The organism is Aeromonas sp. S41-2 (assembly GCF_027705845.1).
Taxonomy (GTDB): Bacteria; Pseudomonadota; Gammaproteobacteria; order Enterobacterales; family Aeromonadaceae; genus Aeromonas; species Aeromonas hydrophila.
The window spans coordinates 367045-392942 of record NZ_JAPDCG010000004.1 but is presented as its reverse complement, the minus strand read 5'-3'; the positions used below and the strand labels follow the sequence as shown (position 1 = coordinate 392942).

The following is a 25898-nucleotide window of genomic DNA, read 5'->3' as shown; positions in this document are numbered from 1 at the left end:
TTCTCTATGCCCTTAATGAGAACAGGCATGCCCATAACCAAGGGCTTTACCCTGATTGAACTGGTTATCGTGATCCTGTTGCTGGGGATTCTGGCCGCCTTTGCCGTGCCCAAATTGCTGGGCAAAGGCGGCTTTGAAACTCAAACCCTTCGTGATGAGCTGCTGACCCGGCTGCGGCTGGTGCAGACCATCAACATGCATGAACCCGCCGACCGCTGTACCCAGCTGGTGGTGGAGGCTTCCCGTTTTGCCCATATCACGCTGGCGGCGACTGGTGCGGCATGCCCGGCTCCCGGCCCCATGACCGGTTGGAGTGACAATCAGCGCACCCGTGGCCGTCTTGTGACCCCTTCCGCCGGTATGGCGGTCTCTCTCAATAACGCCAGCAGTTTCGTGATCCGTTTTGATCAGATGGGCAGGCCGCTCGGCAGCTGTGCCACGGGTTGTACCCTGCTGGTGAGCGATGGCCGGGAAACCGGCCGCCTCAAGATAGAGTCCGAGGGCTATATCCATGAGAGCCCCTGAGCGCGGTTTTACCCTGATCGAGCTGATCGTCGGCATAGTGCTGCTGGCGGTGGCGCTGACCGGCATCTTGGGGCTGTTGATCAATCAGGCTCCCCAGGCGGTGGATCCGGTGCAGCAGGTGCGGGCCGCCCAGCTGGCCCAGCGTCTGGCGGGCGAGATCCAGCAAACATCGTTCGATGAACAGTCGGATCACAACGGTGGCCGCTATCGCTGCGGTGAAGTAGTGGCCGGCGTCACCATTCAGGCCTGCTCGACCCACTATGGCCCGGACGGTGAACCTGTCCCCTACATGTTCAACGACGTGGACGATTTCGATACTGCTGGCAGCTGGAAAGATGCCAGCTTCTACACCCAGAGCGGCGGCATCATCGCCAGCGACGAGTATCGCAACTATCAAGTCCGGATTGCGGTGAGCCCGGTCGACTTCAGCGATGGCAACTTCAAGACCTGTACTGCCCCTTGTTCGGTGGGCAAGCGCATCGATCTGCAGGTGCGCCTGCCTGACGAGAGCGTGCTCGACTTCTCCTTCTATCGGGGCAACTACTGATGCGGCCGGCGGGCGGTTTTACCCTGATTGAACTGGTGATGGTGATCCTGCTGCTGGGGATCATGGCCACCTTCGCCAGCCAGTTCATCGGCATCGGCACCCAGGTCTATGGCGATGCCAGTAGCCGCGAGCAGCTGATGAGCGATGCCCGCTTCGCCATGGAGCGGCTCAACCGCGAGGTGCGCGATGCATTGCCGGGCTCCGAGCGAATTGAAGCCCTGGATGGCAGCTGGGATGACAGCGGTCCCTGCCTGCGTTTCTGGCCCATCAGCACCTCCAGCCGCTATCTTGCACTCAACCGGGCCCAGTCCGGCAGCACATCCACCCTGGAGCTGGTGATGGCGACCCCTGCCTCGGCCGTCGATCCCATGAGTCCGGATGCCAATGCGGTCAAGGCGGGGGACCTGATGGTGGTCTTCCCGATGCCGACGTCAGCGGCCGGCTCACTGGTCAATGGCTGTGAATATGGCCGCTGTGTCGCCAGGGTCACCGAGGTGCTGGCACCGGTATCGGGGGCGCAGACCGTTCGCTATACCAGTGGTGAGACCCTGGCCGGGATCTCGCCCGGCAGCCGGGTCTATTTTGCCAATCAGCAGGTACGCTACTGCGTGGAAGGCAGCACGATGACGCGATCCAGCGCCGCGATCGATACCCCTGTTGCAGCGGGTGTGCTGATGGCCGAGTCGCTCCGTGCCGGCAACTTCTATCGGGAGGTCTCGGCCTTCAACGCCGAAGGAGAATTTGGTCTGCGGCTGGTGTTCGAGCGCAAAGGAGAAGTTGTCACCTTCGACCACAAGCTGGGGGTATTCAATGTTCCCTGAGCGGCACCAGAGCAAGAAGATGGGGGGCAGTGCCCTGATGATCGCCCTGTTCGTGATCGTGGTGATGGCCATGTTGGCGGCGGCCATGGGGCGTTTTTTGCTCGACAGCAGCGAGAAGAATACGGTGGAGGTACGCAGCGTGCGTGCCTTGCTGGCGGCCCAGAGCGGGTTGGAAGTGGCGCTCTATCGGCTGTTCCCCAACCGGACGGCCGCCCAACCTCAGCCACCTGCGGTGTGTGAGTCGAGCAGAACGATCAGCTTTACCGGCAATCCGGGGCTGGTCGACTGTCAGGCGGTGGTGCAGTGCCGCACCGTGACCACTACCTATAACGGCGTGACGAGCACCGGTTATCGGCTCGAGAGCGTCGGCAGCTGTGGCAACGACAATCTTGATGGCGCTAGTCCAGACTTTAGGGTGAGCCGCACCCTGATGGTCGAAGCATATGACGGAGGCTGATGATGAAATGGTTGTGGGCGTTGACCCTCTTCACTAGCCAGGTCTGGGCGTTCGATCCCATCGATACCGGCTCGCTCTTCCCGGCCGTGGTGCAGGGCCATCATGGCAACAACAACGATGCCTGCCACCAGATCAACGGATACCAGCTGATCCAGCTCAACAACGCCAAGATCAATGGTAGCGGCGGGCTGCCACTCAACTTCTGCTCCATCCAGCCGGATCAGAACAACACGCGGCGCTGCGACGATGGTGCTGGCGGCTACAAGGTCTGTACCGTCACTGGCAGTGACATTCGCGGGCTGGCGCTGAACGGCAACAACGCCTTCCCCTCCAATAATGCCAATACGACCCAGACCTGCTCGTCCGGCTCACAGAGTGCTTCCAGCGCGGCTTATGACACCATGACGGTGGAAAGCTGCACCATGACTTTCCCCAGCCGCAGCACCTATCAGTTCAAAACGCTGACGGTGCGCAACAACGCGACCCTGGTGCTGGGCGAGGGGGATTATTTTATCGACCGCCTGAACCTGGACAACGGCACCATCCGTCTCTCCGGCAGTGGGACCACCCGGATCTTCGTTAACCAGGACGTGAAGCTGGTCAACACGGTCAGTATCAACGCCAACAACCAGGGCAGCCTCATCTGGGTGAACTACAACAACATGGTGATCGACAACAGCACCACGTTTTATGGTTATCTCTATACCGACGGGCTGCTCAACATGAACAACAATGCCACCGTCTATGGCAAGGTGACGGCCGGCTACCTGAAGATGGATGCCCAATCCAGCATCAATACGGCGGTGCTGCCACCCATGCTGACCTGTTTTGCCGATGGCTTCGACAGCGCCCAGATCAACCCGGACAGCTGGGTGGTGGCCCAGCGTAACAACAGCACCCTGCCATCGGTACAGAACGGCCGTCTGCGCCTCACCCAGAACATTACTGATCAGGCCACTTCGGCCACCTTCCAGCGCCTCTTCCCGGGGGCCGGCAACCTGGTGACGGTCGAATTCGATCAATACGCCTACAAGACTTCCGGCACGAGCGGGGCGGACGGCATGGCGGTGGTGCTTTCGGATGCCACCCTGACGCCGCAACCGGGGGCGTTTGGCGGCCCGCTGGGCTATGGCTACAAGACAGGGATCAGCGGCTTTGCCGGCGGTTGGCTCGGGGTGGGGCTCGACGAGTACGGCAACTATGCCAACGAGGGGGGAAGTACCAACCTGGGGTCGCGGCCGCAGGCGGTCTCCATCCGTGGTTCGGGGTCGGGCACCTCGGGCTATCGCTATCTGACGGGGACGGCCAGCAACCTGAATCCGCCCGTCGACAGCGGAACCAATAGCAATCGCCCCCATCGATATCGCATCACGGTCGACTCCCGCTCCGCAGGCAACTCGCTGGCCACCGTCGAGCGGGATACCGGCTCGGGCTACAGCACCATGGTTGGCCCCATCAACATGACGAGCCAGACCGGTCAGGCGGCGGTGCCGGCCAATTTCCTGCTCTCCCTGACCGGCTCCACCGGTTCGGTGACCAACTTCCACGAGATAGACAACGTGCGGATCTGCGCCCTGCGCTCCAACCCGGTGGGGGTGCAGATCGACCACTTCCAGCTCGATCACTCGGGTCAGGCGCTGACCTGCAATCCGGAGACGGTGACGGTCAAGGCATGCGCCGATGCGGCTTGTACCACTCTGATCACCGACCCTGTGACCGCGACCCTGAGTCTGGAGCCGGTTTCCAGCAGCAATGGCTGGGTTGGCGGCAATACGGTGACCTTCAGTGGCGGTTCCACGACTGTTCAGCTGCGCAACAACACCGCCACTGCGGTCACCATAGGGGTATCCGGTTCGGTTCCGGCTACCAAGCCGTTCAGCACAACCTTGTGCAAGGCTGGCGCCGGGACACCCAGTGCGGCTGCCTGTACCCTGAATTTTGCCGATAGCGGTTTCTTCTTCGATGTGCCGGATACCTACTCGAACCAGCCGCAGACAGTAGCCATCAAGGCGGTCAAGAAGAGCGACGTGACCAAGCAGTGCGTGCCGGGTTTTGCCAATCAGAGCAAGAGCGTCAAGTTCTGGAGCAGCTACGTTTTGCCGACCAGCAATAGCTTCAACAGCGGAATGAGCGTCAACAACACTCTGATCGGCTCCAGTCAAGGCAATGCCACCGCGTTTTCCCTCAACTTCGATGCCCAAGGGCAGTCGACCATCACGGTCAAGTATCCAGATGCCGGCAAGGTTCAGCTGGATGCCCGCTACGACGGTACGGGCAGTGAGGCGGGGCTGGTGATGCTCGGTTCGGATCAGTTTGTGGCGCGTCCGGTCGGCTTGTGCATTACGCCCCCGCAAGGCGTCTGCGCGGCAGGGGACAGCAGTTGCCCGGTGTTCAAGAAGGCGGGAGACACCTTCCAGGTAGATATCAAGGCCATGGCCTGGGAATCGGCCAACGATGGGGATATTTGTGCCGGGAACCAGACCACGCCCAACTTTGTCCTGTCCAATATTGCTCTGGGCAGCACCCTGATGGCGCCAAACCCCGGCACCAATGCAGCGGTGGGAACTGCTACCTATAACCATGTTCCCGCGAGCAACAGCCTCAACAGCGTCACCCAGACGGTGAGCGAGGTGGGGGTGTTCAGGATGACGGCCACCCCGCCGGCCAATGCTTATTTCACCTATACCATCCCGCCCGCCCAGAGCCAGCCGGTGGGCCGTTTTATTCCCGCCGACTTCAATCTGGCCAGCGGGGACATAGTGCCGGCCTGCAATGTCTTCTCCTATATGGGCCAGCCCTTCGGGGTTGCGCTGGATGTGCTGGCCCGCAACGTGTCGGGTGGCCAGACCCAGAACTATACGGGTTCGTTTGCCAAGGGCAGTGCCTATCTCTCGGTTGCCAACAACAAGGATGGCAAGTCACTCGCTAACCGGTTGCGCAGCCTACCGTCGCTGCCATGGCTCAATGGCCGGGCGGCGTTGGCGGCCGGCAGCAGTGAATTTGTTCGCCTCTCCGATACCCAGCCGGATGGCCCCTACAAGTCGCTGCTGTTTGGCCTCTATATGCGGGACAACGATGGCGACAGAACCTTGATTGCCAGCCCCGATTTCAACGATGCGGTGGCCGGCAATTGTAGCGGCGGCAGTTGTAATGCCCGGCTGATCGACAGCGTGCCGATGCAGGTCTATTTCGGTCGCCTGCTGGCGGGGACGGGTGCGGGTCTTGCCTCTGCGCCGCTGGCCGTGCCTCTCCAGCTGCAGTATTACGAGGCGGGCAACTGGCAGTTGAACAAGCTGGACCAGTGCACCCAGTTCTCTCTGGCCAATCAGGGCTTCACTTTTCTCAATCCGAGCCATGTCTTTGATGCGACCAGCCGCGACCTGAGTCTGGGGAACAATCGCAAGATCCGGCTGGGGTTGGGAAATTCGGCACCGGGCGGGGCTTCTGCACAGGCAACCGATGGTGAGATTCTGTTCCAGTTCGCCAGGCCGGATATCTCGGTGCGCATTCCCTACCGGGTTGATTTGAGCAAACAGCCGTCACAACCGCTCTGGTTGTCTGATCCGGCCACCCTGCAAGGTGAGGCCATTTTCGGCTCCAGCCGGGGTAATGACAGAATTATTTATCGGCGCGAAGTGATGCACTGAGCGGGGAGTTGGGGCGGATCTGTCAACTTCGCCCCCCTATCCCCTTGTTTATTAGCGTTTGTCGGCTTGTGCGGGTGAGTGATGACTCGCATTTTTGTCGCGCCTGATGGGTTGGCGACAGTTTGAGCGCTTGCCGATTGGGGTGGGCATTGGTAAAGTTAGCCGGTTTTCTGCACCTCCAAATTCTTAGGATTTCCCGTAGCCATGTTCAAAAAGCTCAGAGGCGTCTTTTCCAACGATCTGTCGATCGACTTGGGAACTGCCAACACCCTGATCTATGTAAAAGATCAAGGGATCGTCCTTAACGAACCCTCAGTTGTCGCCATTCGCCAAGAGCGCGGGAACGCCAAATCGGTCGCTGCCGTCGGTCATGCCGCCAAGCAGATGCTGGGTCGTACCCCTGGTAACATCTCCGCCATTCGCCCGATGAAAGACGGCGTGATCGCCGACTTCTACGTGACCGAGAAGATGCTGCAGCACTTCATCAAGCAGGTTCACGACAACAACTATTTCCGCCCCAGCCCGCGTGTGCTGGTGTGCGTGCCGTGTGGCTCCACCCAGGTGGAACGTCGCGCCATCAAGGAATCCGCTCTGGGTGCCGGTGCCCGCGAGGTCTACCTGATCGATGAACCCATGGCTGCCGCCATCGGTGCCGGCCTGCCGGTCTCCGAAGCGACCGGTTCCATGGTGGTCGATATCGGTGGTGGTACCACCGAAGTGGCCATCATCTCCCTGAACGGTGTGGTTTACTCCCAGTCCGTCCGTATCGGCGGCGACAAGTTCGACGAAGCCATCATCAGTTACGTACGTCGCAACTACGGCAGCCTGATCGGGGAAGCCACCGCCGAGCGCATCAAGCACGAGATCGGCTCCGCCTATCCGGGCGAAGAGGTGCGCGAGATCGAAGTGCGTGGTCGCAACCTGGCTGAAGGTGTGCCGCGCAGCTTCACCCTCAACTCCAACGAGATCCTGGAAGCGCTGCAAGAGCCGCTGTCCGGCATCGTCTCTGCCGTCATGGTGGCGCTGGAGCAGTCTCCGCCCGAGCTGGCCTCCGACATCTCCGAGCGTGGCATGGTGCTGACCGGTGGTGGTGCTCTGCTGAAAGATATCGACCGTCTGCTGATGGAAGAGACCGGTATCCCGGTGGTGGTTGCCGAAGATCCGCTGACTTGCGTGGCCCGTGGTGGCGGCAAGGCACTGGAGCTGATCGATATGCACGGTGGCGATCTGTTCCACTACGAATAAGACCCAAAGCCGGCCAGCGTGCCGGCTCTTTTTTGACGACCCATGAAACCCATTTTTGGTAGAGGCCCTTCGCTTCAGTTACGGTTGTTTCTCGCCGTCATCATCTCCATTGCTGCCATCGTAGCGGACTCCCGCTTCGGTGTGTTCAGCCACGTCCGCGTCTACCTCAGTTCGCTCGTCAGCCCGCTGCAATACATGGCCAATGCGCCGGGTATCATGCTCGACACCATGTCGACCCAGGTGCAGACCCGGGCCGGCCTCATCGAGCAGACCAAGCAGCAGGAACAACAGCTGTTCACCCTGCGCTCGCGCCTGCTCAAGATGGATCATCTGGAGCACGAGAACCAGCGTCTGCGCGAGCTGCTGGGTTCGCCGGTACACAAGGAGTCCCGCAAGATGGTGGCCGAGCTGCTGTCGGTGGATTCCGACCCCTTCAGCCATCAGGTGCTGATCAACAAGGGGGCGCTGGACGGTGTCTACAACGGCCAGCCGGTGATCAACGATCAGGGGGTGATCGGTCAGGTGCTGCACGTGGGTTCCACCACCAGCCGCGTCCTGCTGATCACCGACTCCAGCCACGGCATCCCGGTGCGGGTGCTGCGCAATGACTTGCGCGCCATTGCCTCCGGCAGCGGCGAGCTCGACAAGCTGGAGCTGCGCAACCTGCCGCGCAACACCGACGTGCAGGTCGGCGATCTGCTGGTCACCTCGGGCCTCGGCGGCCGCTTCCCGGAAGGTTATCCGGTGGCGACTGTGACCCGCTCCGACTACGTGGAGGGCAAGCCCTTCGCCCAGGTCGAGGCCAAGCCGCTGGTGGCGCTGGACCGCTTGCGCTATCTGCTGCTGCTGTGGACCGACAAGAAACCGGAAGTGCATGACGATGAAGAGGCGCCGACCCCTGCGGCAGCCCCGGCTGCGGCGCCTTCGGCTGCGGGAGCGACGCGCTGATGTTGCAACCCGCCAGCGGCAGGATCTGGATCTGGATCTCGATCCTGCTGGCCCTTAGTCTGTCGATCCTGCCGCTTCCTTTCCAACTCGAACCCTTCCGGCCGGACTGGCTCGCCATGGTGCTCATCTACTGGGCGCTGGCGCTGCCACACCGGACCAACGTCGGCACCGCCTGGGTGGCGGGCCTGCTGCTGGATGTGCTGCTCGGCAGCACCCTCGGCGTGCGGGCCATGGCGATGGCCATCACCACCTATCTGGCGGCGTTCCAGTTCCAGAAGATCCGCAACTTCTCCCTTTGGCAACAGGCGCTGATCATTGGCTGCCTTTCGCTGGTGGGCAAGGTGACCATCTTCTGGGCCGAGCACCTGTTCAGCCGCGCCAGCCTCAATTTCGCCTACTTTTGGTCGACCCTGAGCACGATGCTAATATGGCCCTGGGTTTTCCTGGTCTTGCGCAAGGTGCGCCGGCGCTTCAATATCAAGTGAATATGAGTAAAAACAACTCATTGTAACCGTATCCTGGCTCGCGAAGTGATTATGAACAAGCACAACGAACTGCAACTCTATCTCGCCTCGGGCTCGCCCCGCCGTCACGAACTGCTGACCCAGCTGGGCTACCGCTTCGAGGTACTCAAGCTGGATGTGCCGGAACAGCGGGAAGAGGGCGAGAAGCCCCAGGACTATGTCTGCCGGCTGGCCCGCGACAAGGCAACGGCCGGCGTGGCCGCCGCGCCCACGGCGCTGCCGGTGCTGGGCGCCGACACCATAGTGGTGCTGGGTGACCGGGTGCTGGAGAAGCCGTCCGATCTGCTCGACGCCAAGGACATGCTGGAGGCGCTCTCCGGCAAAGTGCATCAGGTGATGACGGCGGTGGCGCTGGCCACCCCGGAGCGCTGCGACGTGCGGCTGGTCACCACCAACGTGGCGTTTCGCAAGCTGGACGAGGCCGAGATCGAGGCTTACTGGCGTACCGGTGAGCCCTGCGACAAGGCCGGTGCCTATGCTATCCAGGGCATTGCCGGCAAGTTCGTCAGCCGTATCGAGGGGAGCTACAGCGCCGTGGTCGGCCTGCCCCTGCTGGAAACAGATCTGCTGATCAAGCATCATCTGGAACAGTCCCGGTAATCCAACCGCTGCCTTGTTGCGCAGGGCCGGTTCCACGAACCGCTCGCAACAGGGCGATCAGAATTTGAAGCCATCACAGGCAAGGCATAGGTCGGTGACATGCACCGGCTGTTTCTTACTGCGTTACTCACCGGGCTCGTGCCGGTTTGGCTGCCAGAATTTAAAACTAGAAAGGCAAGGTAACTTATGTCGGTAGAACTGCTGGTAAACGTCACCCCCTCCGAAACCCGGGTTGCCCTGGTCGAAAACGGTCTGCTGCAGGAAGTGCACGTGGAGCGTCAGGCCAAGCGTGGCATCGTGGGCAACATCTACAAAGGCAAAATCAGCCGGGTGCTGCCCGGCATGCAGGCGGCTTTCGTCGATATCGGCATGGACAAGGCGGCCTTCCTGCACGCCTCCGACATAGTGCCGCACACCGAGTGCGTGGCGGTGAAGGAGAAAGAGCAGTTCCAGGCCGGCAACATCGCCGAGCTGGTGCGCCAGGGGCAGGACATCATGGTGCAGGTGGTGAAAGATCCGCTGGGTACCAAGGGCGCCCGCCTCACCACCGACATCACCCTGCCGTCCCGCTATCTGGTGTTCATGCCGGGCAGTGCCCACGTCGGCGTTTCCCAGCGCATCGAGTCCGAGGCGGAGCGCGAGCGCCTCAAGCGCACCGTGGCTGGCTATGTGGACGAGCTGGGTGGCTACATCATCCGTACCGCCGCCGAAGGGGTGGGCGAGCAGGAGCTGGAGCAGGATGCCGCTTTCTTGAAGCGCCTGTGGCGCAAGATCCTGGAGCGCAAGCAGAAGTACCCGCCCTGCAAGATCCTCTACGAGGATCCCAGCCTGGCCTTTCGGGTGGTGCGCGACTTCGTCGGGGCCGAACTCGACAAGATCCGGGTCGACTCGCGCCAGAGCTTCGATCAGCTCAAGCGCTTCACCGAGGAGTACGTGCCCGAGCTTGCCAACAAGCTGGAGTACTACTCCGGCGAGTCGCCCATCTTCGATCTCTACGACGTGGAGAACGAGATCCAGCGGGCGCTGGAGCGCAAGGTGGAGCTCAAATCCGGCGGCTACCTCATCATCGACCAGACCGAAGCCATGACCACGGTGGACATCAACACCGGGGCCTTCGTCGGTCATCGCAACCTGGAAGAGACCATCTTCAACACCAACGTCGAGGCGACGGCGGCCATCGCCCGCCACCTGCGCCTGCGCAACCTCGGCGGCATCATCATCATCGACTTCATCGACATGCAGTCGGAGGATCACCGCCGGCGGGTGCTGCACAGCCTGGAGCAGGCGCTGTCGAAGGACCGTGCCAAGACCAACGTCAACGGCTTCTCCCAGCTCGGTCTGGTGGAGATGACCCGCAAGCGCACCCGCGAGAGCCTGGAGCACGTGCTCTGCTCCGAATGTCCCGAGTGCAAGGGGCGCGGTCGGGTCAAGACGGTGGAGTCGGTCTGCTTCGAGATCCTGCGGGAGATCATCCGGGTCAACCGGGCCTACGATGCGGATCAGTTCACCGTCTACGCCGCCCCGGCGGTGGCCGACTACCTGCGGGGTGAGGAGTCTCACAGTCTGGCCGAACTGGAAGTGTTCATCGGTAAGCAGGTCAGGGTGGTGAGCGAGCCGCTCTGCGGGCAGGAGCAGTTCGACGTGGTGATGATGTAATTGGTCTATCGCTGGCTGAGTCGGGGCTGGTTGGCCCTCGGGGTCTTCTTCGTGCTGCTGGCCATCCTGGTCAGCCTGGTGCGCTTTGGCGGCCCCTTGCTCAATCAGCACCGACAGGCGCTGCTCAATACCCTGCTGGCCGATAGCAAGCTGGAGGCCAGCGTCGATCGCATCGGGCTGGACTGGACCCGGCGTGGCCCGGCCCTCGAACTGCAGCAACTGGTGATCGCGCCGAATTCGGGTCGCTTCGCCCTGCGTCTTGGCAAGGTGTGGGCCCACCTCGACTTCTGGCGCTCCCTCAACGAACTCAAGCCGGTGTTTGGCCAGTTGATCCTGAGCGATGGCGACATCGCGCTGGATCTGGGCCAGCCTGCGGAGCCGGAAACCGGCAACGGCAGCGACCAGCAGCAGGCCCTGCTGCGCTTTCTGCTGACCCAGCTCTCCACCTTCGATATTCACGACACCCGCCTCAGCCTCACCACGGCGCTGGGGGAGGTGCGCGCCCTCGACATCGCCCAGCTGCGCTGGCAGAACCGCGGCAAGCGCCATCAGGGGGTCGGCAAGGCTTATCTCATCAACGGGGTGGGCGAGAGCACCCTCGATCTCATCGTCGACGTGGATGCCCCGCAGGTGCGGCTCGATCGGCTCAAGGGCCAGCTCTATCTGGGGGCCCGCCAGCTCGACATCAGCCCCATGCTGGCCCGCACCCACTCAGGGGAGCCCAAGGTGAGCGGCCAGCTCGACTTCCAGCTCTGGAGCGAGTTCAAGGCCGGTCAGCTGGGGGATTCACTGCTGTCGTTTGGCGACAACTATCTGATCTGGCAGGATGAAAAACAGGGTGACCTGCACCGGCTAGGGCTGCAGGGGGGCAAGATCCAGCTGCGCCGGGACGGCAAGGAGTGGCAGTTTGCCAGCCACGACGTCACCTTCAAGCTCGACGGCAAGCCCTGGCTGCACAGCCGGTTGCAGCTCGAGCGGGTCGGCGATCGCATCCAGGGTTATGTGCCGGCCATCGATCTGGACCAGATCGCCAACCTGAGCCAGCTGGTGTCGGGGATCTATCCCGAGCTGACCGAGACCCTCAAGCGCACCCGCCCGACCGGCAAGATCCAGGATCTGATCCTGCAGGCGGATGCCGGCTGGCAGGGGCTCTCCGTCAGTGGCCAGCTGTCCCACATCCGGGTCAACGCCTGGCACGACGTGCCTGGCGTGCGCGACCTCAACGGCGAGTTCTGGCTCACCCCGACCGGCGGTAGCGCCCGGCTGCAATTGGCAAACGATGCCATAGACCCGGCCCGCCACTTCAAGGAGCCGATCCCCATCGACAGCTTCTCGGCGCGGCTCGACTGGTGGCAGGTGCCGCAGGGCTGGGTGCTCTATGGCCAGGATCTGGTGCTGGACAACCCGGACTTGAGCCTCGCCAGCCGCTTTCGGCTCGATCTGTTCGAGCACCCCTTCCTCGCCCTGACCGGTCGCATCGACGTCAAGAATGCGGCCAACGCCGATCGTTACTATCCGCTGCAGGTGATGGACAAGAGCCTGGTGGATTACCTGAGCGGGGCCATCAAGGGGGGCAAGGCCAAGGGGGCTGACCTGCTCTGGTATGGCGAATTCCGCGACTTCCCCTACCGCAAGGGCGAGGGCATCTTCCAGGTGGCAGTGCCGCTGCAGCAGGCTTCCTACGAATTCTTCCCCGGTTGGCAACCGCTTACCGACCTGCAGATCGATCTGCTGTTCCAGAACGCCAGCCTCGACATGAACAGCCGCGCCACCCAGCTCGGCAAGGCCAGCTCCGACTCGGTGCACGCCTGGATCCCGGACCTCTATCCGGGTGCCCACCTCTACGTGGACGCCAAGGTTGAGGGCGAGGGCAAGGCCATCAGCGACTACCTGCAGGACTCGCCGCTCGGCGGCTCGGTCGGCCAGGCGCTGCGCGAGGTGGAGATCCGCGGCCCCATAAAGGGCTCGGTGAAGCTGGATATTCCGCTGGATGGCGAGAGCGAGGTCAAGGCCAGCGGCGATGCCCTGTTCAGCAACAACAAGGTGCGGGTCACCAGCCTGGATCTGCCGCTGGAGCAGGTGCAGGGACGACTCGAGTATGACAACGAGCAGACCCGCTTCAGCAACCTCAAGGCGAGCCTGTGGAACCAGCCGCTCACCCTCGACTATCAGGGCCGCCAGCAGCCCAATCGCTATCAGGTCGATCTCAAGTTTAAGGGGCAGTGGGACAGCCGCCGCCAGCGTCAGGACATCCCGGCGCTGGACATCCTCAAGGGACGCGGCAACTGGGCCGGCAGCCTGGGGCTGACCCTGCCGAGCGATCAGCCGTTCAGCTTCCAGCTGGCGCTCGACTCCAACCTGCAGGGCATGGGGCTGGATCTGCCCGCCCCGCTCGCCAAGGCGGCCGGCAGCCGGCTGCCGCTCAAGGTGACCGCCCGTGGCCGCGATGGCAGTGCCGACATCCGCGCCGTGCTGGGGGCCGACGTGGATATGCAGAGCCGGCTGGTGTACGGCGACGGCGTGCCCTACCTCAGCCGGGTACGGGTGGACGTGGGGCAGCCCGGCGCCCGGGTGATGCGCGACCGGCCCATGCTGCTCGCCATCAACCAGCAGCAGGCCGACGTGGCCGGCTGGCTGGCCCGTCTCAAGCAGTGGCTGCCGGCCAGCACGGCGCCGAGCGGCAATGCGGTGGTGGGCCCCTCCTTCTTGCCGCAGGAGTGGTGGGTGGACGGCCGCCTGGCCCGCGCCGACATCGGCAGCGCCAACCTCAAGGCGGTGCACTTCACCGTGGGGCCGGTCAATCAGGCCACCGAGGTGATGATCGACAGCCCGGACGTGATGGGGGTGGTGCGCCTGCCGGTGTCTGAGCGTCAGCCCATCGACGCCAAATTTGCCCGCATCCACTGGTCCGGCAAGAGTTCGGATCTGAGTCCGGATCCCGATGCCAGACAGGACAGAGCCATCATGGATGCCATTCCCTGGCTCACCTTCAGCTGCGTGGACTGCCGCTTCGGCGAGTTGCCGCTGGGGGAGGTGAAGGGGGAGCTGATCCCGGGGGCCGACAAGCTGAGCCTCAAGGGGCTGGAGATGCGGCTGGCGGGCAGCCAGCTGAACGGCAGCGCCGAGTGGCTGGCCGGGGCGGACGGCATGCAGACCCGCGCCCGCGCCCACATCAGCAGCAACAACAGCGAGCTGCTGCTCAAGCGGCTCGGCTATACCTCGCCCATCGGCGATGCGCCCGGCAAGATGGCGCTGGATCTGAGCTGGCGCGATGTACCCTACCGGCCGAACGTGCCGACCCTGAGCGGCACTGCAGACTACCAGCTGGGAGGTGGCACCCTGCGCGAGGTCAACGACAAGGGGGCGCGACTGCTCTCCCTGCTCAGCCTGGATTCATTGCTGCGCAAGCTGCGCCTCGATTTTCGCGACGTGTTCGACAAGGGCTTCTACTTCGAGTCCATGTCGGCCTCCGCCAAGATCAAGCAGGGAGTGGTGGACAACCGCGACTTCTACATGAAGGGGGCTGCCGGCAACCTGCGCGGCGAGGGCATCGCCGATCTGGTGCGCTGGCGGCTCGACTACGAGCTGAGCTTCTCCCCCAATCTGGGTGGTACCCTGCCGGTGGTGGCCGCTTTCTCGCTGACCCCGATCACCGGGCTCTATGTGCTGGCGCTCTCCAAACTGCTGGAGCCGGTGGTGGACGTGGTCACCCGCATCGATTTCCGGGTCTCCGGCCCGATCGACGATCCCAAGCTGATCGAGGCGGGACGGGATCGGGCCCGCATCAAGCTCAACCAGCAGCAGAAGGAGGCGGTCGACGCGGTGGCCCCCAACCTGCCGACGCAGGAGGTGACCCCCTTCCTGCTGACCCCCAAACACGCGGGGCCCGCCCAGCGCTGAACGAGCGGCCCGGCACCATCACAAGGAGTGAGCCATGATCCGACATATCCTGCTGATCGCCTTCAAGCCGGGCACCCTGCCCGCACAGATAGACGCGGTGCGCGCCGCCTTTCTCGCCATCCCCCATCAGGTCAGCGGCGTGCTGGCGGTAGAGTGGGGGCGGGATGACAGCCCGGAAGGGCGGGCCGAGGGCTTCACCCACAGCGTGCTGATGACCTTTGCCGACGAAGCGGCCCGCCAGCGCTATCTGCCCCACCCGGATCACGATGCTCTCAAGGCCATCTTCCGCCCGGTGCTGGAACGTATCATAGTGCTGGATTACACCCTGCAGGCCGGCGATGCGGTCAGCATCTGACGGTGGCAACAACGACAAGGAGCGCCTCATGTGGTTAGCCGCAATACAGCTGGTATCGGGCCGTTGCTGGCAGGATAACCGGGAGCAGATTGCCGCCGAGCTGGCCCTGCTGCCGAGTGAACGGCCGCTGCTGGTACTGCTGCCGGAGAATTTCGCCCTGTTTGGCGAGCGGCAGGGTTATCTGGACGGTGCCGAGACCATAGGTCCCGATCTGAGCGGAGCAGCGCCGATCCAGCAGCAGCTGGCCGAGTGGGCTCGTGACTACGGCATATGGCTGGTGGCGGGAGCCATGCCGACCACCATCGCCGGTTCCGACCATATTCACACCAGTACCCTGGTGTTCGACCCCAGCGGCGAGCGCAAGGGCCACTACCACAAGATCCACCTGTTCGACGTGGACGTGGCGGACAATCACGGCCGCTACCGGGAGTCGGAAACCTTCAGCCCCGGCGAGGAGCCTGTGCTGGTGGACTCCCCGTTTGGTCCCCTCGGCCTCTCGATCTGTTATGATCTGCGCTTTCCCGAGCTGTACCGCCGGCTGGCCCGCGCCGGCGCCCGCGTGCTGCTGGTGCCTGCTGCCTTCACCGCCGTGACCGGCGAGGCGCACTGGGAGCCGCTGCTGCGGGCCCGCGCCATCGAGAACCAGTGTTACCTGGTGGCCGCCAATCAGGGCGGTACCCACGAGACGGGGCGCCAGACCTGGGGCCACAGCATGGTGATCGACCCCTGGGGTCGAGTGCTGGCCAGCCTGGACAGCGGGCGCGGCACCGTGCTGGCGCCGCTGGACCCCGGTCTTGTCGACGAACTGCAACGCACCATGCCGGTGCTGGGCCATGCCCGTCTGCTATGAACCTGTGCAGGTTCGATTCGCCCTGTGGCGGGGGAGTCGGACGCTTGCAAACCCGATGGTGGGTTGGACGTCCGCTGACGTTTCGCCAATCGAACCCACGGTCTGGGATTTAACCGTTACGACATCTCGCATCGAGAGTGGAGAGAAAGATTGAGTCTATTGAGCCAGGTTAGTGCCTCCCTGTTGGCCCCCCACGACCTCGACGAAGGGCGGCTGCAGCAGCTGCTCGGCAGCCTGATGAGCCATCAGGTGGAGTTCGGCGACCTCTATTTCCAGCGCAGCTGGCACGAGTCCTGGATGCTGGAGGACGGCATCGTCAAGGATGGCAGCTACAACATCGATCAGGGGGTGGGGGTGCGCGCCGTCAGCGGCGAGAAGACCGGTTTCGCCTACTCGGACGAGCTGAGCCTGCTGGCACTGCAACAGTCGGTGACCGCCGCCCGTGGCATCGCGGCTGCCGGTGCGCAGGGCAAGGTGAAGGCGTGGGCTCGCACCGAAGCAAACCTGCTCTACCCGGCGCTGGATCCGCTGCAGACCCTCGACAAGCAGCAGAAGATCGCCCTGCTGGAGCAGATGGACAAGTTCGCCAGAAGTCTGGATCCCGCCATCAATCAGGTGATGGCCTCCATCAGCGGCGTCTATGAAGAGGTGCTGGTAGCCGCCACCGACGGCACCCTGGCCGCCGACGTGCGCCCGCTGGTGCGCCTCTCGGTGACCGTCATCGCCGAGAAGGGCGATCGTCGTGAACGCGGCAGTGTCGGTGGCGGTGGCCGCTTCGGTTACGACTACTTCCTCGAGCTGGACGGGCTGGAGAGCCGGGCGTTTGGCTATGTGCGCGAGGCGGTGCGCCAGGCGCTGGTGAACCTCGACGCCATCGATGCGCCGGCCGGCACCATGCCGGTGGTGCTCGGCGCCGGCTGGCCCGGCGTGCTGCTGCACGAGGCGGTGGGCCACGGTCTGGAGGGGGATTTCAACCGCAAGGGCTCCTCTGCCTTTGCCGGCCGTATCGGTGAGCAGGTGGCTTCCAAGCACTGCACCATCGTCGACGACGGCACCCTGCCGGGTCGGCGTGGATCCGTCTCCATCGACGACGAGGGGACGCCGGGCGGTTACAACGTGCTGATCGAGAACGGCATCCTCAAGGGTTACCTGCAGGACAAGCAGAACGCCCGCCTGATGGGCGTGCCGCTCACCGGCAACGGCCGCCGCGAATCCTACGCCGCCCTGCCGATGCCACGCATGACCAACACCTACATGCTGGCGGGTCAGTATGATCCGGCCGAGATCATCGCCTCGGTGAAGAAGGGGATCTATGCCCCCAACTTCGGCGGCGGTCAGGTGGACATCACCTCCGGCAAGTTCGTCTTCTCCGCCTCCGAGGCCTACCTCATCGAGGATGGCAAGATCACCGCGCCCATCAAGGGGGCGACCCTGATCGGCAACGGCCCCGAGGCAATGAGCCAGGTTTCCATGGTGGGCAAGGATCTCGCGCTGGATCGCGGGGTCGGGGTCTGTGGCAAGGAGGGGCAGAGCGTGCCGGTCGGTGTCGGCCAGCCCACCCTCAAGCTGGATCAGCTCACCGTGGGCGGCACCCAGTAAGGGCGCCGCAGAACAAGCAGCAGAGAGAACCCATGCTTACCCTGTCGAAAATTTCCAATATCCGCAGTCAGCTCTCCCCCAGCGAGCTCAAGATCGCCGATTACATCCTGGCTTGCCCGGAGCAGGTGACCCACTTCTCCTCCCAGGAGCTGGCCCAGCAGGCTGACGTCAGCCAGTCGAGCATAGTGAAGTTCACCCAGAAGATCGGGTTCAAGGGCTTCACCGCCTTCAAGCTGGCGGTCAGCGAAGATCTGGGGCGCAAGCACGCCATCAAGACCGACAACGTAGGGGATCTCTACAACGGCATCGGCCGCGACGACGATCTGGAGACCATGGCCAAGAAGCTGGCCCAGGAGAAGATCAACTCCATCGTGGAGACCACCCAGGCGCTCGACAACGCCACTTTGGCGCGGGTGCTGGACGTCATCAACCAGGCTGGCCGGGTCCAGCTGGTGGGGATCGGCGGCTCGGCGCTGACCGCCAAGGATCTCTGGTACAAGCTGCTCAAGATCGGGGTCACCACCCTGTTCGCCCAGGACAGCCACGTGCAGATCTCCATCGCCCAGACCCTGGGACCGGGGGACGTGCAGCTGGTGGTCTCCTATTCCGGTGCCAGCCGGGATGTGCTGGCGGCGGCCGAGCTGGCCAAGCGCAACGGCGCCACCCTGATCGCGGTCACCTCGTTTCGCAACACCCCTCTGCGGCAGATGGCCGACATGGTGCTGGACACGGTGGCCGACGAGAACGAGCTGCGCATCTCCTCCATCTCGTCGCGCACTGCCCAGAACACCATCACCGACATCCTGTTCCTCGGCCTGGTGCAGCGCCGCGACGAGGCTTGGGCGCTGATCGACGGCACTCGCGGTGCCATCGACCGGCTCAACAAGGAGTGACGCGGGCCCGGCTGCAACGGACGCCGAGACCTGCCGAGAGAAAAAACCACCCGCCTGCGGGTGGTTTTTTTATGGGCCAGTGCCGGCTCAGAGGGCGAGGGCCCAGCGCAGGAAAGCCTTGCGCTGGGCCTCGTCGGCGGTGAGGTAGCGCCGTTGCAGTTCAGGGTCGACGGGCACGGCGCCCGAGGTGGCTGCGGGCAGCATGGGCGTGACGGCTGGCAGGGCGGTGGCTGCGCTGGCCGACCCGTCGTAACGGGCCAGCAGCGCCTGATAGTTGGTCAGCAGGCTGTCCTGGCTGCGCGGCAGGGCGGTGGCCAGCAAGGGGCGGGTACCGTCAGCGGTCGCCAGCTGCAGTGCCGGGCTGGCCGCAAAGCGGCGAATGGCCTGCGGCGTGGGCAGTGGCGGGGTGACCAGCCGCAGGGTGCCGCTGGCCGGCAGGGTCAGGGTCAGCAGCAGCGGGGCGGAGCGGACGCGACCCTGGCTCTCGTTGGTGGAGCCGGGATCGAGTGGGCTGTCGAAGCGCACCAGCAGCCGGGTCTCACCGGCGGGTAGCGTGAGGGCGCGCTCGAAGGGGGAGGCCTTGCCCCGGGATGAGGCCAGCAGGGTAAGGTTGTCTGCCAGCTCCAGCCGGGCGGCCTGGGTCGGCAAGGCCAGCAACAGCAGCAGGGTGGTGAGCAGTGGGAGGCGGATCATGGGGTGCTCCAGCAGAAAGCAAAAAGCCGGCCGACTGGCCGGCAGGGGATCAGAACTCGTAGCGCAGGCCGAGGTGGTAGAAATCCTCGCTGTTGCTGCTGCCGCCAAAACTGGTGACCGTGCTGCCGGCCAGCCCGTCTTCACCGCCTCGGAACACGTAGGCGCTGTAGAGGGAGGAGCGCGGAGTGAGCTTGTACTGCAGCTCCAGGGTGGTGTCGCGCAGGCTCATGCCGTCTCCCCCGTCGTTGTCGAGGTGGCGGTAGCCGGCGCGGGCGGCCCACTTCTGGTTGATGTCGTAGACGGCGGTCAGCTCCCACACCTTGTCTTCGCTGTCCGCCTGGCCGTTGCGATAGCTCACCTGATCCTTGGCATAGAGGGCCCCCAGAATCAGCGGGCCCAGGGTGTAGCGGGTGCCGATGCCGCTGAAGCGGTACTCGTCGGCATTGGGGTCGACCTTGCTGGCCCCGGTCTGGGCCGCCTTGCTCTGCTGGTAGGCGATGACCGGCGCCAGCTTGCCCGCCGCCCCGAGATCGAAGGTGTAGCGCAGGGCGCCGTTGTAGCCGTAGTCGAGATCCGAGGTGCCGTTGCCGAGGATGTAGGCCAGCGACAAGTCCAGATTGCCGAGGGTGTTCTGGTATTGCAGGGTGCCGTCCTGACGGAACACCTGTACCGCGGTGGAGTCCACCTTGCTGGCCTGGCGCGCCATGGAGACATCGGAGGCGGCAAACACGTCGCCGATGTCGGTGAACATGATGAGCCCGGAGGAGACCCGGCCACCGGTCAGCTTGCCCCACTGGCCGCCATCGAGCCCGGCCCAGACGTAACGGGCGGTGAGATCGCTGCTGTTCTTCTGCACGTTGTTGGCGTATTCGGCGGCGTTGACCTGGTACTGGGCCATGCCGATCACGGCCACCTGCTCGTTGACGGTCTGGCGGGCGGTGAAGCCGATGCGGCCGTCGAAATCGCCCTGATCGTTGCCGCTCTTCTTGTCCGAGATGTTGAAGCCGAGGCGACCGTAGAGATCGACGTTGGAGCCGTCATCGGCCTGATAGATGACGGCGGCCTGCGCCGTACCGACGGCAAGCAGGGCAGGAATGGCCAGGGCAAGCATGGACTGTTTCATTGTTGTCTTTCCTGTGTGGGCTCTGTGCCAGAGCCGGGGTGAGTTTGGCCGTGACCCCGATTGCTCGGGGCCAGACCTTGGTGATGAATCCGGAGGGGGGATTAACTCAGATCGACGTTCTTGCAGCCGAACATCAGGGTGATGAGGTAGCCGCCGAGGTAGGCGACGGCGAGGCCGGCGGCGTAGACCAGCATGCCGGGGAAGATCCCCTGGGCAGAGGTCATCAGCGGCAGTGCGACGATGCCGGAGGGGCCGAACACGGTATTGAGACCGACCGGCAGGCCCAGCCAGGAGATGAGGCCGACCAGGAAGCCGCCGAGGGCGCCGCCGCAGCAGGCGGTGATGAAGGGTTTGACCCGCGGCAGGGTGACGCCGTAGATGAGCGGCTCGCCGACCCCCAGGATGCCGGGAATGATGGTGCCCTTGACCTGGGTGCGCAGCAGGGAGTCCTTGCCGGCGCGGCTGTAGAGCGCCAGGGCGGCGCCGACCTGGCCGGCCCCTGCCAGCGCCAGGATGGGGAACAGGGAGTTGAAGCCCTGGGCATCCATCAGCGCGAAGTAGACGGGCACGAACCCCTGGTGGATGCCGAACATCACCGAGATGAGGAACAGGCCGGCCAGGATGGCGGTGCCGAACGGATTGCCGTTGAGGTGGATGAAGAGCCAGGACATGCCGTTGTAGAGCTGGACGCCGAGGGGCATGATCAGGACGAAGGTGACGGCCCCCATGATCAGCAAGGTGATGCCGGAGGTGAGGATCATGTCGAGGCTGTCGGGTATGAAGCGGCGTACCTGACGCTCCACCGAGGCGCCGATGATGCAGGCGATCAGCACCCCGATGATGTTGCCGCGCGGATCTATCTGGTGGCCGAAGAAGTCGCTGACCCCGGCATAGATGCCGCTGGTGGCCTGCGGGTCATAGCCCATCACGAACAGCGAGGCGAGGATGGCACCATTGACCCCGGAGCCGCCGAACGCCTTCTGGGCGTTGTAGCCGATGAGGATGCTGAGGAAGCTGAACAAGCCCTTGCTGAACAGCTTCATGTAGCCGACGAATTCGGCCAGCATGCCGCCCGCCTGCTGGCCTTCCAGCAGCAGGGTCTGCTCGATCAGGGTGGCGAAGCCGAGCAGCAGGCCGGCGGCGATGAAGCCGGGGATCAGCGGAGTGAAGATGGTGGCAAACTTGGCCAGGAAGCGGTGGGCTGCACTGGTCTGTTTCTGCTTCAGCGCCTGTTTCTTGGCGGCGGCGATCTCGCCCAGATCGGCGGATTGGGCGGTTGGCGCCTCCAGTGCGCCGAGCCCTGCGCTCAACATGCCGTTCATCAGCTCGCAGGCGGTCTGGGCCTTGCCCGGCCCCAGCACGATCTGGAACTGGTCGTCGCTCTCGATGACCCCCATCACGCCGGCGATGCGTTTGATGGTATCCCGGTCGGCATGCAGGCTGTCGGCCAGGCTTAGCCGCAGCCGGGTCATGCAGTGGCCGCAGTGGGTGATGTTGTCGCGGCCACCGATGGCCTGGATGAGCTGGCCAACCATGGAGTCAGTTATTTTTGCCATAAAGAACCCAGTCAGTCTGTTGTGTCATGAGGGTGCCTGGGCACCCCGTTCTTGTTGTGGTATTGCCGTCCCTGGCCCGGCCAATGTGCGGTTGGCCGATCAGTGGGTGCACTGGCTGATGAAGCCATTGCTGCTTTGCAGGCGGGTGCGGGCTTCGTCGGCCGTGAGTCCGGCCAGGATCATCACGATGGCGGTCTTGCAGTGGTTGTCCGCCTGTGCCAGCGCCCGCTCCGCCACGGCGCGCTCGCAGTCGGTGGCCTCCATCACGATGCGTTTTTGCCGCTCCACCAGCTTGGCGTTGGTGGCTTCCACGTCCACCATCAGGTTGCCGTAGACCTTGCCGGTGCGGATCATGGCGCCGGTGGAGAGCATGTTGAGGATCAGTTTCTGCGCGGTACCCGCCTTCATGCGGGAGGATCCGGTGACGATCTCGGGGCCGACCACCGCCACCATGCTGATGTCGGCCGCCTGGGCCAGCGGGCTGCCCGGGTTGCAGCTGATGCTGCAGACCGTGGCGCCCACCGCTCTGGCGTGGGCCATGGCACCCAGCACATAGGGGGTTCTGCCGCTGGCGGCGATGCCCACCAGCACGTCGTTGGCACAGAACTGGATGTTTTTCAGATCCTGGGAACCGAGTTCGGCGTCATCTTCGGCGTTCTCGACCGCCTGCAAGATGGCCTTGTGGCCGCCGGCAATCAGGCCGACCACCTGCTCGGCAGAGACGCCGTAGGTCGGCGGGCACTCGCTGGCATCCAGGATGCCGAGCCGGCCCGAGGTGCCGGCGCCGATGTAGACCAGCCGGCCTCCCTTGCCGAACGCTGCCGCGATGGCATCGACCGCCCGGGTGATCTCGGGCAGCAACTGGCTGACCGCCAGCGCAACCTGCTGATCCTCCTGATTGATGACGCGCAGCATCTCCAGGGTCGGCAACTGGTCGATCTCGACGCTGGCCGGGTTGCGGGTCTCGGTAATCATGCTTGATAGGTCAATGGTCATCGTTTCCTCTGCTTAAGGTCATCGCCACTCCCGGCGTAAAACATCCCTCTTGATGACAGGCATGATTATCGATTTTTGATTTCTATGATGAGATCAATGTCGCATAATTAATTATTCCATTTATTTTTGTTTTTAAGTTATGAAAATTCCTACACGGTGACATCCATGGGGGGAGCTGGGTGGTGCTGATTGCGCCGAGGAGGGGGTGAGCGCCAGCCAATAAAAAGCCCCGGCAAGGGCCGGGGCTGCAGATACGGGGCTCGGTCAGTTGACCGAAATGGCGCGGGCGTCGATGAAGAAGCGCGCGTTGCCTTGTTGATCGACCCTGATCTGGGCAACCAGACGATCGCTCTGCTTGTACTCCCACCGGCTCTTGATCCGGGTCAGAGCGGGGCTGGCGGCACCGACCACGTTCAGATATTCATGAAACAGGCTGTAGCTTCCAATCTCGGTCAGCATCTTTTCCATTTGCACATCTCCTGAAGTGAGTGGGTGTCCATCCATAAACCTACCAAGCACTCTCTGAATTGAATCTGTATGAAAAACACACTAACTCATTTATGTGTCAACAACATGATCAGGCGCAAGATCAGCGACGATTCCTGCGCTTTTATGACACCGTTTTCAGTCAGGGCTGGCGCGGGTCCGGCAATTGATCAAGGGCGCCGGATACGTGTGGCAACGCGGGTGCCGTTTGTGCCGCCGGCGCACCGTGGAACACCGGATCCTGCGCCACTTCCTTGATGCCGTTGATGCAGAACTGCATACCCATGCAGACCAGCAAGAAGCCCATGATCCGGGTCATGGCATCGATGCCGGTGGCGCCGAGGATCTTGCAGACCGGATCCGCCAGCTTGAGCACCCCCCAGCTGAGCAGGCTCATCAGGGCGAAGGCGGTGACCATGGCGGCATAGATGGTGAAGCGGTTGTATTCGTCCGGCAGCTCGGCGATCTGGGCGGCGCCGCTGATCACCAGCGCCATGGTGCCCGGCCCGCACATGCTGGGCATGGTGAGCGGCACGAAGGCGATGCTCTGGTTGATGTCGACCCCGGCCGCCTGGCTCGGTGCCGGGAACAGCATGCGAAAGCCGATGAAGGCGATGATGAGGCCGCCGGCCAGGCGCAGGCCGGGAATGGAGATCCCGAACAGATCCAGGATGGAGGAGCCGATGAAGAAGCTGACGCAGAGGGTACAGAACAGATAGATGGCGGCCAGGTTGATCTGGCGGCGCACGTGCTCGCGCGACATGCCCTTGCTCAGCCCCAGCAACAGGGTGGCCGTGGTGGGCGGGTTGACCATGGGCAGCAGCGCCAGCAAGGCGAGAAATACGACCTGAAAGAACATCATGAACCTCGGATGACTAGGGTGGAGGAGTGTCCCGGGCCGTCGAGGGGCCCGAGAGGGAGGCTATCTTATGTCGGCCGGGCTGAACACCAGCCATATGAAAAAAGCCCCGCACTGGGCGGGGCTCGGGATGATTCAGGCTGCCTGTGGCGCGCTCTGGCGCTGGCTGCGCTGCTGCAGCCAGAGCAGCAGGCCGAGCACGAAGCCGAGCGCAGCCAGGCTGACTACGTAGTGGGAGGGGGCCAGCACGTCCTCCTTCATCCAGAGCGTGACCAGCATGGGCGTCAGGCCGCCGAAGATGGCGTAGGCCACGTTGTAGGAGAACGACAGCCCGGAGAAGCGCACCACCGCCGGGAAGGCGTTGACCATGACGTAGGGCACGGCACCGACGATCCCCACCGAGAAACCGGCCAGCGCATAGAGCGGCACCAGCTGGCTGGTGTCGGTTGCCAGCCCGTGATAGAAGGCGTAGCTGGCGCCGGCCAGCAGCAATGAGCCCAGCATGAAGGTGGGACCGCTGCCGAGGGCGTCGATCAGCCGGCCATAGACGATGCAGCCGAAGGTGAGCGCCAGAATGGCCAGCGAGTTGGCGGTCAGCGCATCGGCCGGGCTGATGCCATGCACCTTCTGCAGGTAGGTGGGGGTCATCAGGATCACCACCACTATGCCGGCGGAGAGCAGCCAGGTGAGCAGCATGGAGACCACGACGCTGCCCTTGTGGCTGCGCAGCACCGTCTTGAGCGGCAGCTCTTCCGCCAGCGCCTTGTTGGCCTGCATCTCGGCAAAGACCGGGGTCTCGTGCAGCCAGCGGCGCAGGTACATGGCGACGATGCCGAACGCTCCGCCGAGCACGAAGGCCAGCCGCCAGCCCCAGTCGCTCACCTCGCTCGGGCTCATGCCGCGGTTGATGGCGGTGGCCACCAGGGAGCCGAGCAGGATGCCGGCCGTCAACCCGGCGGTGAGGGTGCCGCAGGCGACACCGACCCGGCGGGCGGGCACGTGTTCTGCCACGAACACCCAGGCACCGGGTACTTCACCGCCGATGGCGGCCCCCTGCAGGATCCGCAACAGCAGCAACAGCAGGGGGGCGGCGATGCCGAGGGTGGCGTAGGTGGGTAGCAGACCGATCAGCAGGGTCGGCAGCGCCATCAACAGTATGCTGAGGGTGAACATCCGCTTGCGGCCGATGAGATCGCCGAAGTGGGCCATGATGATGCCGCCCAGCGGGCGGGCCAGATAGCCGGCGGCGAAGATGCCGAAGGTCTGGAACTGGCGCAGCCACTCGGGAATGTCGGCCGGGAAGAACAGCTCGCCGATCACCACGGCGAAGAAGACGAAGATGATAAAGTCGTAAAACTCGAGGGCGCCGCCGAGGGCGGCCAGGCTCAGGGTCTTGTAATCCTGTCGGTTGAGGGGACGGCTGTGGTCGTAAGCTGGTGTGACTGTCGTCATATCCTTATGTTTCCCATCGTTTTTTTAGTTATTGTTCCCCCATCCTTGCAGGGGACACGCTCATTACCGAGGGTATGCTTTTGCATCCCGTGATGTAAATCGCACAATTCGCAACACTGTCTTGCAGCTTTTTGGTGCAGCGAGACGGAGCGACACGCTCAAGCGC

At 63.6% G+C, this 25898-nt stretch carries 22 protein-coding genes; 15 read left to right on the top strand and 7 right to left on the bottom strand.

The annotated features are described in order from the left end of the window. Positions 1-33 precede the first annotated feature (33 nt). The 15 genes from mshC to OKC44_RS12460 all read left to right on the top strand — a co-directional run bounded on the left by mshC (position 34) and on the right by OKC44_RS12460 (position 18567). Entirely contained in the window at positions 34-525 is a 492-nt protein-coding gene (gene mshC, locus OKC44_RS12530; RefSeq protein WP_270813216.1) for an MSHA fimbrial minor subunit MshC, read from the top strand. Then, a complete protein-coding gene (mshD, locus tag OKC44_RS12525; RefSeq protein ID WP_270813135.1) occupies positions 512-1072 on the top strand; it encodes an MSHA fimbrial minor subunit MshD in 561 nt (186 codons plus the stop codon). Before mshC ends, mshD begins: the two co-directional genes overlap by 14 nt. Beyond that, positions 1072-1893, top strand: a complete 822-nt coding sequence (locus OKC44_RS12520) for a PilW family protein (protein WP_270813132.1) — start codon at positions 1072-1074, stop codon at positions 1891-1893. Before mshD ends, OKC44_RS12520 begins: the two co-directional genes overlap by 1 nt. Next, positions 1883-2350, top strand: coding sequence for an MSHA biogenesis protein MshP (locus tag OKC44_RS12515; RefSeq protein WP_270813131.1), 468 nt, complete (start codon positions 1883-1885; stop codon positions 2348-2350). Before OKC44_RS12520 ends, OKC44_RS12515 begins: the two co-directional genes overlap by 11 nt. A gap of 2 nt (positions 2351-2352) precedes the next feature. Continuing rightward, positions 2353-5997 carry a DUF6701 domain-containing protein gene (locus OKC44_RS12510; RefSeq protein WP_270813215.1) on the top strand — a complete coding sequence of 1215 codons (3645 nt, stop codon included), beginning with the start codon at positions 2353-2355 and terminating at the stop codon, positions 5995-5997. A gap of 204 nt (positions 5998-6201) precedes the next feature. Further along, positions 6202-7242, top strand: a complete 1041-nt coding sequence (locus OKC44_RS12505) for a rod shape-determining protein (protein ID WP_005308111.1) — start codon at positions 6202-6204, stop codon at positions 7240-7242. A 42-nt stretch (positions 7243-7284) separates the two neighbouring features. Further along, positions 7285-8190, top strand: a complete 906-nt coding sequence (gene mreC / locus OKC44_RS12500) for a rod shape-determining protein MreC (protein ID WP_011704376.1) — start codon at positions 7285-7287, stop codon at positions 8188-8190. Beyond that, entirely contained in the window at positions 8190-8675 is a 486-nt protein-coding gene (gene mreD, locus OKC44_RS12495; protein ID WP_005308115.1) for a rod shape-determining protein MreD, read from the top strand. The genes mreC and mreD overlap by 1 nt, the downstream gene beginning before the upstream one ends. Positions 8676-8726: 51 nt before the next feature. Further along, a complete protein-coding gene (locus OKC44_RS12490; RefSeq protein ID WP_011704377.1) occupies positions 8727-9314 on the top strand; it encodes a Maf family protein in 588 nt (195 codons plus the stop codon). A 186-nt stretch (positions 9315-9500) separates the two neighbouring features. Next, positions 9501-10970 (top strand): ribonuclease G, encoded by a 1470-nt coding sequence (gene rng, locus OKC44_RS12485; RefSeq protein WP_011704378.1) that lies wholly within the window; start codon positions 9501-9503, stop codon positions 10968-10970. Continuing rightward, positions 10971-14870, top strand: a complete 3900-nt coding sequence (locus OKC44_RS12480) for a YhdP family protein (protein ID WP_270813129.1) — start codon at positions 10971-10973, stop codon at positions 14868-14870. 34 nt (positions 14871-14904) lie between these two features. After that, entirely contained in the window at positions 14905-15225 is a 321-nt protein-coding gene (locus OKC44_RS12475; RefSeq protein WP_043125753.1) for a Dabb family protein, read from the top strand. A 28-nt stretch (positions 15226-15253) separates the two neighbouring features. Next, on the top strand, positions 15254-16075 hold the full coding sequence (locus OKC44_RS12470; RefSeq protein WP_270813127.1) for a carbon-nitrogen hydrolase family protein: 822 nt from the start codon (positions 15254-15256) through the stop codon (positions 16073-16075). Between the two features lie 150 nt (positions 16076-16225). After that, positions 16226-17674, top strand: coding sequence for a metalloprotease TldD (gene tldD, locus OKC44_RS12465; RefSeq protein WP_270813126.1), 1449 nt, complete (start codon positions 16226-16228; stop codon positions 17672-17674). 32 nt (positions 17675-17706) lie between these two features. Further along, entirely contained in the window at positions 17707-18567 is an 861-nt protein-coding gene (locus tag OKC44_RS12460) for an SIS domain-containing protein (RefSeq protein WP_011704383.1), read from the top strand. Between the two features lie 87 nt (positions 18568-18654). Here OKC44_RS12460 and OKC44_RS12455 read toward each other — a convergent pair whose 3' ends face one another. The 7 genes from OKC44_RS12455 to OKC44_RS12425 all read right to left on the bottom strand — a co-directional run bounded on the left by OKC44_RS12455 (position 18655) and on the right by OKC44_RS12425 (position 25732). Further along, on the bottom strand, positions 18655-19260 hold the full coding sequence (locus OKC44_RS12455; RefSeq protein ID WP_270813125.1) for a DUF2057 domain-containing protein: 606 nt from the start codon (positions 19258-19260) through the stop codon (positions 18655-18657). A 49-nt stretch (positions 19261-19309) separates the two neighbouring features. Then, entirely contained in the window at positions 19310-20383 is a 1074-nt protein-coding gene (locus OKC44_RS12450; RefSeq protein ID WP_270813124.1) for a porin, read from the bottom strand. Between the two features lie 101 nt (positions 20384-20484). Next, complete coding sequence (murP, locus tag OKC44_RS12445) at positions 20485-21939, bottom strand: PTS N-acetylmuramic acid transporter subunit IIBC (protein WP_241416922.1); 1455 nt, start codon at positions 21937-21939, stop codon at positions 20485-20487. A 99-nt stretch (positions 21940-22038) separates the two neighbouring features. Next, complete coding sequence (murQ, locus tag OKC44_RS12440) at positions 22039-22935, bottom strand: N-acetylmuramic acid 6-phosphate etherase (RefSeq protein ID WP_241416920.1); 897 nt, start codon at positions 22933-22935, stop codon at positions 22039-22041. A gap of 264 nt (positions 22936-23199) precedes the next feature. Then, on the bottom strand, positions 23200-23403 hold the full coding sequence (locus tag OKC44_RS12435; protein ID WP_005308127.1) for a hypothetical protein: 204 nt from the start codon (positions 23401-23403) through the stop codon (positions 23200-23202). 160 nt (positions 23404-23563) lie between these two features. After that, the gene (locus OKC44_RS12430) at positions 23564-24280 is read right to left on the bottom strand and encodes a MarC family NAAT transporter (protein WP_016349179.1); all 717 of its coding nucleotides are present in this window, start codon (positions 24278-24280) and stop codon (positions 23564-23566) included. Between the two features lie 135 nt (positions 24281-24415). Continuing rightward, entirely contained in the window at positions 24416-25732 is a 1317-nt protein-coding gene (locus OKC44_RS12425) for an MFS transporter (protein ID WP_011704390.1), read from the bottom strand. Between the last annotated feature and the right edge of the window lie 166 nt (positions 25733-25898).

Excerpts from the sequence above, each read along its gene's own strand:
- OKC44_RS12435 (WP_005308127.1), bottom strand. The coding sequence starts at position 23,403 with ATGGAAAAGATGCTGACCGAGATTGGAAGCTACAGCCTGTTTCATGAA.
- OKC44_RS12460 (WP_011704383.1), top strand. The coding sequence starts at position 17,707 with ATGCTTACCCTGTCGAAAATTTCCAATATCCGCAGTCAGCTCTCCCCC.
- OKC44_RS12470 (WP_270813127.1), top strand. The coding sequence starts at position 15,254 with ATGTGGTTAGCCGCAATACAGCTGGTATCGGGCCGTTGCTGGCAGGAT.
- OKC44_RS12475 (WP_043125753.1), top strand. The coding sequence starts at position 14,905 with ATGATCCGACATATCCTGCTGATCGCCTTCAAGCCGGGCACCCTGCCC.
- murQ (WP_241416920.1), bottom strand. The coding sequence starts at position 22,935 with ATGACCATTGACCTATCAAGCATGATTACCGAGACCCGCAACCCGGCC.
- OKC44_RS12430 (WP_016349179.1), bottom strand. The coding sequence starts at position 24,280 with ATGTTCTTTCAGGTCGTATTTCTCGCCTTGCTGGCGCTGCTGCCCATG.
- mreD (WP_005308115.1), top strand. The coding sequence starts at position 8,190 with ATGTTGCAACCCGCCAGCGGCAGGATCTGGATCTGGATCTCGATCCTG.
- murP (WP_241416922.1), bottom strand. The coding sequence starts at position 21,939 with ATGGCAAAAATAACTGACTCCATGGTTGGCCAGCTCATCCAGGCCATC.
- OKC44_RS12505 (WP_005308111.1), top strand. The coding sequence starts at position 6,202 with ATGTTCAAAAAGCTCAGAGGCGTCTTTTCCAACGATCTGTCGATCGAC.
- OKC44_RS12515 (WP_270813131.1), top strand. The coding sequence starts at position 1,883 with ATGTTCCCTGAGCGGCACCAGAGCAAGAAGATGGGGGGCAGTGCCCTG.
- OKC44_RS12425 (WP_011704390.1), bottom strand. The coding sequence starts at position 25,732 with ATGACGACAGTCACACCAGCTTACGACCACAGCCGTCCCCTCAACCGA.
- mshD (WP_270813135.1), top strand. The coding sequence starts at position 512 with ATGAGAGCCCCTGAGCGCGGTTTTACCCTGATCGAGCTGATCGTCGGC.
- OKC44_RS12520 (WP_270813132.1), top strand. The coding sequence starts at position 1,072 with ATGCGGCCGGCGGGCGGTTTTACCCTGATTGAACTGGTGATGGTGATC.
- OKC44_RS12455 (WP_270813125.1), bottom strand. The coding sequence starts at position 19,260 with ATGATCCGCCTCCCACTGCTCACCACCCTGCTGCTGTTGCTGGCCTTG.
- OKC44_RS12490 (WP_011704377.1), top strand. The coding sequence starts at position 8,727 with ATGAACAAGCACAACGAACTGCAACTCTATCTCGCCTCGGGCTCGCCC.
- mreC (WP_011704376.1), top strand. The coding sequence starts at position 7,285 with ATGAAACCCATTTTTGGTAGAGGCCCTTCGCTTCAGTTACGGTTGTTT.
- OKC44_RS12510 (WP_270813215.1), top strand. The coding sequence starts at position 2,353 with ATGAAATGGTTGTGGGCGTTGACCCTCTTCACTAGCCAGGTCTGGGCG.
- rng (WP_011704378.1), top strand. The coding sequence starts at position 9,501 with ATGTCGGTAGAACTGCTGGTAAACGTCACCCCCTCCGAAACCCGGGTT.
- OKC44_RS12450 (WP_270813124.1), bottom strand. The coding sequence starts at position 20,383 with ATGAAACAGTCCATGCTTGCCCTGGCCATTCCTGCCCTGCTTGCCGTC.